The organism is Pararhizobium sp. P1_E7 (assembly GCF_056405855.1).
This window is the reverse complement of sequence record NZ_JBFUBH010000028.1, coordinates 41108-47107: the sequence shown is the minus strand read 5'-3', so window position 1 is coordinate 47107 and position 6000 is coordinate 41108. Positions and strand designations below refer to the sequence as shown.

The following is a 6000-nucleotide window of genomic DNA, read 5'->3' as shown; positions in this document are numbered from 1 at the left end:
ACCCTTATATCGGCATTGCCGACAGTTTCCTGTTCGACGCCAAAGCGCCGAAGGGCTCCGAATTACCGGGCGGCAACGGTGTGTCCTTCGACTGGCACCTGCTCGATACGCTTGACGGAAGCCTCGATTACATGCTTTCCGGTGGTTTGAATGCGGAGAATGTCGGTGAGGCTCTGGCGCTGACCGGTGCCAAAGCGATCGATACCTCCTCAGGCGTCGAAAGCGCGCCGGGTGTCAAAGACCTTGGCCGCATGGAAGAGTTTTTCGATGCCGTCGCCCGCGCGGACGCGGATATGGCCGAAGCATTGGCAGGGAGAAGCAAGTGAACGAGACGCCAAACCTGAATTCGTTCAAGACCGGGCCCGATGAAGATGGCCGCTTCGGGATTTTCGGCGGCCGTTTCGTTGCCGAAACCCTGATGCCGTTGATCCTTGATCTGCAGGATGAGTGGAACAAGGCCAAGACCGACCCGGAATTCCAGGCGGAGCTAAAGCATCTCGGTGCCCATTATATCGGCCGTCCGAGCCCGCTCTATTTCGCCGAACGTCTGACGGAGCATCTTGGCGGAGCCAAGATCTATTTCAAGCGCGAAGAGCTGAACCATACCGGTTCGCACAAGATCAACAACTGCATCGGCCAGATTCTGCTGGCCAAGCGCATGGGCAAGACCCGTATCATCGCCGAAACCGGCGCCGGACAGCATGGCGTGGCGTCCGCCACCGTCGCTGCCCGCTTCGGCCTTCCCTGCGTCGTCTATATGGGCGCGACCGATGTCGAGCGTCAGGCGCCGAACGTGTTCCGCATGAAGCTGCTCGGCGCCGAGGTAAAGCCGGTGACGGCCGGCTCCGGTACCCTGAAGGACGCGATGAACGAGGCGCTGCGCGACTGGGTCACCAATGTCGATGACACCTATTACCTGATCGGTACGGCAGCCGGCCCGCATCCCTACCCGGAGATGGTTCGCGACTTCCAGGCGGTGATCGGCACCGAAGCCCGTGCGCAGATGCTCGAGGCTGAAGGCCGCCTGCCGGATCTGGTCGTGGCTGCCGTCGGTGGCGGATCGAACGCGATCGGCATCTTCCATCCGTTCCTTGATGACGAGACCGTCAAGATCGTCGGCGTCGAAGCCGGGGGCAAGGGGCTTGAAGGCGACGAACACTGCGCCTCGATCACGGCGGGATCGCCGGGCGTGCTGCATGGCAACCGCACCTATCTGCTGCAGGACGGCGACGGCCAGATCAAGGAAGGCCACTCGATCTCGGCCGGCCTCGATTATCCCGGCATCGGTCCTGAGCATTCCTGGCTCGCCGATATCGGCCGCGCCGAATATGTGCCGATCATGGACCATGAGGCGCTGGAAGCGTTCCAGACGCTGACGCGCCTTGAGGGCATTATCCCGGCGCTGGAGCCGAGCCATGCCATCGCCGAAGTCATCAAGCGGGCGCCGAAGATGGGCAAGGATGAGATCATCCTGATGAACCTCTCCGGCCGCGGCGACAAGGACATCTTTACCGTCGGCAAATTGCTTGGAATGGGGCTGTAACAGCATGACCGCACGCATGGACAAACGATTTGCCGATCTGGCAGCAGAAGGCCGCCCGGCGCTGGTCACCTACTTCATGGGCGGCGATCCGGATTTCGAGACCTCGCTGGCGATCATGAAGGCGCTGCCGTCAGCCGGCTCCGATATCATCGAGCTCGGCATGCCCTTTTCCGATCCGATGGCCGATGGCCCCGCCATTCAGCTGGCCGGCCAGCGCGCGCTGAAAGGCGGGCAGACGCTGGCCAAGACGCTGGAAATCGCCCGCCGCTTCCGCGCCGATGACCAGGATACGCCGATCGTCATGATGGGTTACTACAACCCGATCTATATCTACGGTGTCGAGCGTTTCCTCGATGACGCGCTGGACGCGGGTATCGACGGCCTGATCGTTGTCGACCTGCCGCCGGAAATGGATGACGAGCTGTGCATCCCGGCCTTGAAGAAGGATATCAACTTCATTCGCCTGGCGACGCCGACCACCGACGACAAGCGGTTGCCGAAGGTTCTCGAAAACACCTCCGGTTTCGTCTATTATGTCTCGATGAACGGCATCACCGGCTCAGCACTGCCGGATCCAACCGTTGTTGGCGGTGCCGTGCAGCGGATCAAGGGCCATACGAAACTTCCGGTCTGCGTCGGCTTCGGCGTCAAGACGGCTGAGCATGCACGCGCCATCGGTGCGTCGGCCGACGGCGTGGTGGTTGGCACCGCCATCGTCAACCAGGTGGCGTCCAGCCTGACCGAGGACGGAAAATCAACTGGGGCAACGGTGCCGGGCGTGGAAACGCTGGTTCGTGGCCTTGCAGCCGGCGTTCGCTCTGCGAAACTTGTCGCAGCCGAATAAATGCCCATATTGTGGGCCACGACCGGTTTTAAATATTCAGGAGTTTGGATTTGAACTGGATCACCAATTACGTTCGACCGAAGATCAACTCGATGCTCGGCCGCCGGGAAGTTCCGGAAAATCTCTGGATCAAGTGCCCGGAAACCGGCGAGATGGTGTTTCACCGCGATCTCGAGGAAAACAAATGGGTCATCCCTGCCTCCGGCTTCCATATGAAGATGCCGGCCAAGGCGCGGTTGAAGGACCTGTTCGACGACGGCGTCTACGAGGCCCTGCCGCAGCCGAAGGTGGCGCAGGACCCGCTGAAGTTCCGCGATTCGAAGAAATATGTCGATCGCCTGCGTGACAGCCGCATCAAGACCGATCTCGAAGATACGATCGTTGCCGGTGTCGGCCGTTGCCGTGGCGTCAAGCTGGTCGGCGTCGTGCACGAATTCAACTTTATGGGCGGCTCGCTCGGCATTGCTGCCGGCGAAGCGATCATCAAGGCATTTGAAAAGGCGGTTGCTGAAAAGTGCCCGCTGGTGATTTTTCCGGCTTCGGGCGGCGCCCGCATGCAGGAAGGCATCCTGTCGCTGATGCAGCTGCCGCGCACCACGGTCGCGGTCCAGATGCTCAAGGAAGCAGGCCTTCCCTATATCGTCGTGCTGACCAATCCGACCACCGGTGGCGTCACTGCGTCCTATGCCATGCTGGGCGATTTGCATCTGGCGGAACCGGGGGCGGAAATCTGCTTTGCCGGCAAGCGCGTGATCGAGCAGACTATCCGTGAAAAGCTGCCGGAAGGCTTCCAGACGTCGGAATACCTGATGGAACACGGCATGGTCGACATGGTCGTCAAGCGTCACGATATTCCCGATACGCTTGCCCGCGTGTTGAAAATCCTGATGAAGAAGCCGGTTGACGCCGCCAAGCTCAACGGGAGTGCAGCGCTTGCTGCCGTTCCGATGGCAGCCAGCGCCTGAGCTTCCAAGCATAGGGCGGTCGGGATTGACCGGTCGCCCGCAAGATACTTAAATCATTTGGGATTGGCGCGTCTTGAGCGCGCTTGAATGAGCGCCCGGCGCTCCAGCGGCAGTTGGAGGAGCGGTGATGACGACGGCGCAGGTCAGCGAAGCAGGGCAGGAAATCGACAAGTTGCTGGCTCTTCATCCGAAGGGCTTCGATCTGTCGCTCGACCGGATCACCCGGCTTCTTGATGTGCTCGGCAATCCGCAGGACAGGCTGCCGCCGGTGATCCATGTCGCCGGCACCAACGGCAAGGGCTCGGTAACGGCCTTTTCCCGCGCAATCCTCGAAGCCGCCGGTCTCAGCGTCCACGTCCATACATCACCGCATCTGGTCAACTGGCACGAGCGTTATCGCATCGGCAGACAAGGCGAGCGCGGCGCGCTGGTCAGCGATGCCGTTCTGGCCGACGCCGTTCGCCGTGTCGGCGAAGCCAATGCCGGCCAGAAGATCACCGTCTTCGAAATCCTGACGGCGGTTACCTTCGTTCTGTTTGCCGAGCATCCGGCTGATGCCGCGATCATCGAGGTCGGTCTCGGCGGCCGCTTCGATGCGACCAATGTCATCAAGTCGCCTGCCGTTTCCGTCATCATGCCGATCTCGCTCGATCATCAGGCCTATCTTGGAGATCGGGTCGAACTGATCGCAGCCGAAAAAGCCGGGATCATGAAGCGCGGCTGCCCGGTGGTGATCGGCCATCAGGAGGAAGATACTGCGCGCGACGTGCTGATCTCCATCGCAGAGCGGCTAAAATGCCCGCTTTCTGTCTATGGTCAGGATTTCATGGCACATGAGGAATTCGGGCGGCTGATCTATCAGGACGAGTTTGGTCTTGCCGACCTGCCACTGCCGCGCCTGCCGGGCCGCCATCAATATGCCAACGCTGCCGCTGCCATCCGCGCCGTCAAGGCCGCGGGCTTCGATATATCCGATGCCGTCATCGACAGGGGTTTGGTGACGGTCGATTGGCCGGGCCGGCTGCAGCGCCTGACGGACGGCAAGCTCGCATCGCTCGCGCCCAAGGGTTCCGAGATCTGGGTCGATGGCGGGCACAATCCCGGCGCCGGTCAGGTCATCGCCGAAACCATGGCCAATCTGGAAGAGCGTGACCCACGGCCGCTGTTCATGATCATCGGCATGATCAATACGAAGGATCCGGTCGGGTATTTCCAGGCGTTCAAGGGGCTTGCCGAACAGGTGTTTACCGTACCGATTCGCGGTTCGGACGCTGGAATAGATGCGGTTGCGCTTGCCGACGATGCGGCGGCGGCCGGTTTCGAGGCAGGCGCGATGTCCACGGTCGCCGAAGCACTCGGCGCCATCACGGCAATGTTCGACGCCGATCCGGTCGCGCCCCGCATTCTGATCGGCGGCTCGCTCTATCTGGTCGGCGACGTTCTGGCCGACAACGGCACGCCGCCGAGATAAGGCCTTCGGGCTGCTTCCTCCAACGCGTCAATCGATGGTTATGGGCCGGCCTCCGGCGCCGTCCGAGTTCTTGAGCAGAGAAAACGAATGCACGACAATAATCCTGAATTGCCCGAGGGCTATTCACCCGTCCCGGCCGGCAAGGTTGCCAACGTGGTGACGTTTCTGGAGATGCGCCAGAGCCCGGCGGAAACGGCCGGACTGCCGGAATTGCCGTTGACACTGGCGCGTCTCGGTCCCCAAAATCTCGACATCTACCGTCGCCTGTTTCGCGAAATTGGCGAAGACTGGCTGTGGGTGTCGATGCTGGAGATCGGCGATGACGAGGTGCGCGGCATTCTCGCTCATCCGTTGGTGGAGACCTATGCGCTGCGCGACGGTGGCCGCGATATCGGCCTGGTGGAACTCGACTTTCGCGTGGCCGGCGAATGCGAACTGGTCTATTTCGGGCTGGTCAAGGATGCGATCGGCAAGGGGACTGGCCGTTTTCTGATGAACCAGGCGATTGCCAAGGCCTTTGCGCAGACGATCGAACGCTTCTGGTTGCATACCTGCACGTTCGATCATCCGTCCGCCGCCGGGTTCTACCAGCGCTCGGGCTTCAAGCCCTACAAACTGATGGTCGAGGTTCACGATGATCCGCGCCTGATGGGCCTGCTACCCAAAACTGCTGCCCCGCACATTCCTCTGCTGGAGCCTGCCGCCAGCGCTAAATGAGCTGGTAGAAACGAAAAAAGCCCGGTTTCCCGGGCTTTTTCAATTCGGTTCGGATTTCAATTACGCGGCAGCGTTGGAAATCCAGGAAGTGAGAGCCGTCTTCGGCGCGGCACCCACCTTGATGTCGGCGACTTCGCCGGCCTTGAACATGGCGAGAGTCGGAATAGAGCGCACGCCATATTGGGCGGCGATTTCCGGGTTCTCATCGATATTGACCTTGGCAACCTTGACCTTGCCGGCCAGCTCAACGGAAATTTCTTCCAGGCTCGGAGCGATCATCTTGCACGGACCACACCATTCGGCCCAGAAATCCACGATGACAGGCTCGACGGAGTTCAGGACTTCGTCCTGAAAATTGGAATTATCGACTTTTACGGTAGCCATAGGCTGCTCCTTGTTTTCGAAATCGGCGTTCTTCGAACGGTTGTCCATCATGTGATGGCTGAGCGTCAGCTTTTCA

7 protein-coding genes are annotated in these 6000 nt (G+C 60.7%); 6 read left to right on the top strand and 1 reads right to left on the bottom strand.

Translation table 11 applies throughout. The features are described 5' to 3' along the window. The 6 genes from AC1D17_RS20440 to AC1D17_RS20415 all read left to right on the top strand — a co-directional run. A partial coding sequence (locus tag AC1D17_RS20440) for a phosphoribosylanthranilate isomerase (RefSeq protein WP_477567149.1) occupies positions 1-326 on the top strand: 326 nt, incomplete at its 5' end. Further along, complete coding sequence (trpB, locus tag AC1D17_RS20435) at positions 323-1543, top strand: tryptophan synthase subunit beta (protein ID WP_477567148.1); 1221 nt, start codon at positions 323-325, stop codon at positions 1541-1543. The genes AC1D17_RS20440 and trpB, both read left to right, overlap by 4 nt. 4 nt (positions 1544-1547) lie before the next feature. Next, positions 1548-2387, top strand: a complete 840-nt coding sequence (gene trpA, locus AC1D17_RS20430) for a tryptophan synthase subunit alpha (RefSeq protein ID WP_477567147.1) — start codon at positions 1548-1550, stop codon at positions 2385-2387. Positions 2388-2437: 50 nt separating this feature from the next. Next, positions 2438-3352, top strand: a complete 915-nt coding sequence (accD, locus tag AC1D17_RS20425) for an acetyl-CoA carboxylase, carboxyltransferase subunit beta (protein WP_477567146.1) — start codon at positions 2438-2440, stop codon at positions 3350-3352. A gap of 127 nt (positions 3353-3479) precedes the next feature. After that, entirely contained in the window at positions 3480-4823 is a 1344-nt protein-coding gene (locus tag AC1D17_RS20420) for a bifunctional folylpolyglutamate synthase/dihydrofolate synthase (protein ID WP_477567145.1), read from the top strand. An 87-nt stretch (positions 4824-4910) separates the two neighbouring features. Beyond that, complete coding sequence (locus AC1D17_RS20415) at positions 4911-5540, top strand: GNAT family N-acetyltransferase (protein WP_477567144.1); 630 nt, start codon at positions 4911-4913, stop codon at positions 5538-5540. Between the two features lie 60 nt (positions 5541-5600). Here the strand turns inward: AC1D17_RS20415 and trxA are convergent, their stop codons facing one another. Further along, positions 5601-5924: a thioredoxin gene (trxA, locus tag AC1D17_RS20410; protein WP_264219976.1), complete on the bottom strand. Its 324-nt coding sequence runs from the start codon at positions 5922-5924 to the stop codon at positions 5601-5603. Positions 5925-6000: the final 76 nt, after the last annotated feature.